General features: G+C 76.9%; 1 protein-coding gene. It reads right to left on the bottom strand.

Annotation, left to right across the window (positions count from 1 at the left end; all coding sequences use genetic code 11):
* Nucleotides 1–175 precede the first annotated feature (175 nt).
* On the bottom strand, nt 176–1,854 hold a 1,679-nt coding region (locus tag ACFWA9_RS38660), incomplete at its 5' end, for a hypothetical protein (protein WP_380394193.1).

A 1,854-nucleotide genomic window follows, 5' to 3' on the forward strand; every position in this document is an offset into this window, starting at 1 on the left:
GCCGCCTCCGGTTGGGTAGTTTCCGGCCTCGTGCGTGTCTCGGCTCAAATATCTTGCCCCGGGGGGGGGTGTGGGGGGGGGGGGGGCCCCCGCCCCCGCCCCCGCCCCTCGGTCGTTCGTCCACTCGCCGTGCGCCCGGTGCCGGTGGGCCGGCCCGGGCGGTGGGAGACTCCGCTCAGGCGACGGTGAACTTGACCGTGCGCTCCTTGTCGCCGGTCTTGTCCAGCACCGAGGTGATGGCGTCGGCGACGTCCTGCGGAGTGATCGCGGCGGTCTGGCCGTTCTTCTTGATCTTCAGCTTGTCGAACACCGTGCCCAACTGGCCGGCGAGCGCGTCCAGGTCCCACTTGGGCACGATCTTGCCGGCCGCGTCGGGCACCAGGGTGAGCGTCTTGGGGGCGGTCTTCGGGCCGAAGTCCCAGGTCTTGGTGCCGGCCGTGATGTGGATCTTCCCGTTGACCGCGGACTTGCCGAGGCTGTCCGCGGCGGCCTGCAGGGCCTGCGGGGAGACCTTGGGCTGGGCGGCCGTCACGGTGAGGGCGACCGGCTGCTCGGCCTTGCCGGTGGCGCGGTCGCGGTAGGCCTGCTCGACCTGGTCCACGGCGGACGCGGCGTCGACCGCCTGGCCGGCCTTGCCGGGCACCACGACCGGCTCGCCGGCGTCGCCGAACCTGACGTAGCCCTCCTGGAGGCCCTGCCCGGACCCGGCGGCCAGCCCCTCCAGGGCGGCCTTGAGCTTGGCCCGGTCCACCTTGACCTCCGGCGGCACGGCCTTCTCGTCGCCCTTCAGCGAGGTGATCACGTCGACCGGGCTGTAGGAGTGCTGGGTGAGCCGGTCCACGGTGGCCGTGGTGTCGAAGCTCAGCCCGGCGACGGTCGGGTCGAGGTCCATCGCCTGGTCGCCGATCTTCAGCTTGACCGGCTGCTGGCCGGCCTTGCCGACCGTCTCGTCGAGCTGGTGGATCGCCTGGTCGCGGTTGCTGCCGCCGATGTCCGTGCCGAGCACCACGGTGCCCTTGGGGATGTCGGACTGGTTCAGCATCAGGCCGGTGCCGTACGCGGCGGCGCCGAGGAAGAGCACGCCCGCGACGCCGTAGACGCCGAGCTTGACGAGCTTCTTGCCGCGGCTCGGCCGGGCCTTGCCGGTGGCCGCCCTGGGGGCCTGCGGCGCGGCGGGCGCGGGCGGCTTCGGGGTGGGAGCGGTACCGGCCTCGGCCTCCGGGCCACCGGGGTAGGGCCGGCCGGGGGCGGCGCTGCCGGGGCCGCCCGGCCGACCGGCCTGCGGGTCGGGCGGGGCCGTCGGCTGGGCGCCGGAGACGCCGGGAACGCCGGGGAAGAGGCCGCCGGGGGCGGCGGTGCCGTACGGCTCCGCGCCGGCCTGGGGGCGCTGGGCGGCGAACGGATCGGCGCCGGCCGGGGCCGAGGCGAACAGGCCGTTCTGCGGGGAGCCGTTCGGCGGGAGGCCGTGCTGGGCCGTGCCGCCGGGCAGGCCGGATATGGCGGCGGGCGGGAGGGTCTCCTCGCGGATCGGCGCGAAGCCGTCCACCGAGGTGTCCTCCGGGTTCGCCGCGTCGGCCGGGCCGGCCATCGGGCGGCCCTGGCCCTGGCCCTGCGGAGCGCGGCGGGCCGCGAACGGGTCCGCGCCGGGGCCCGGGCCGAAGGGGTCGGCGCCGGGGCCGGTGCCGAACGGGTCCGCCGGGGCGTCCTCGTAGACGCCGGCCTCGTCCGCAGGGGCGTCCGGGCCGGCGCCGGTGCCGAACGGCGAGGCGGGTGCGCCGGTCGGGCGCGGGGCGGCGGCCTGCGCCGGTACCGCCCGGCCGTTCGGGCGGGCCGTGTCCGGGCCCGCGGCCCGGG

This window comes from Kitasatospora sp. NPDC059973 (assembly GCF_042737525.1).
Lineage (GTDB): Bacteria > Actinomycetota > Actinomycetes > Streptomycetales > Streptomycetaceae > Kitasatospora.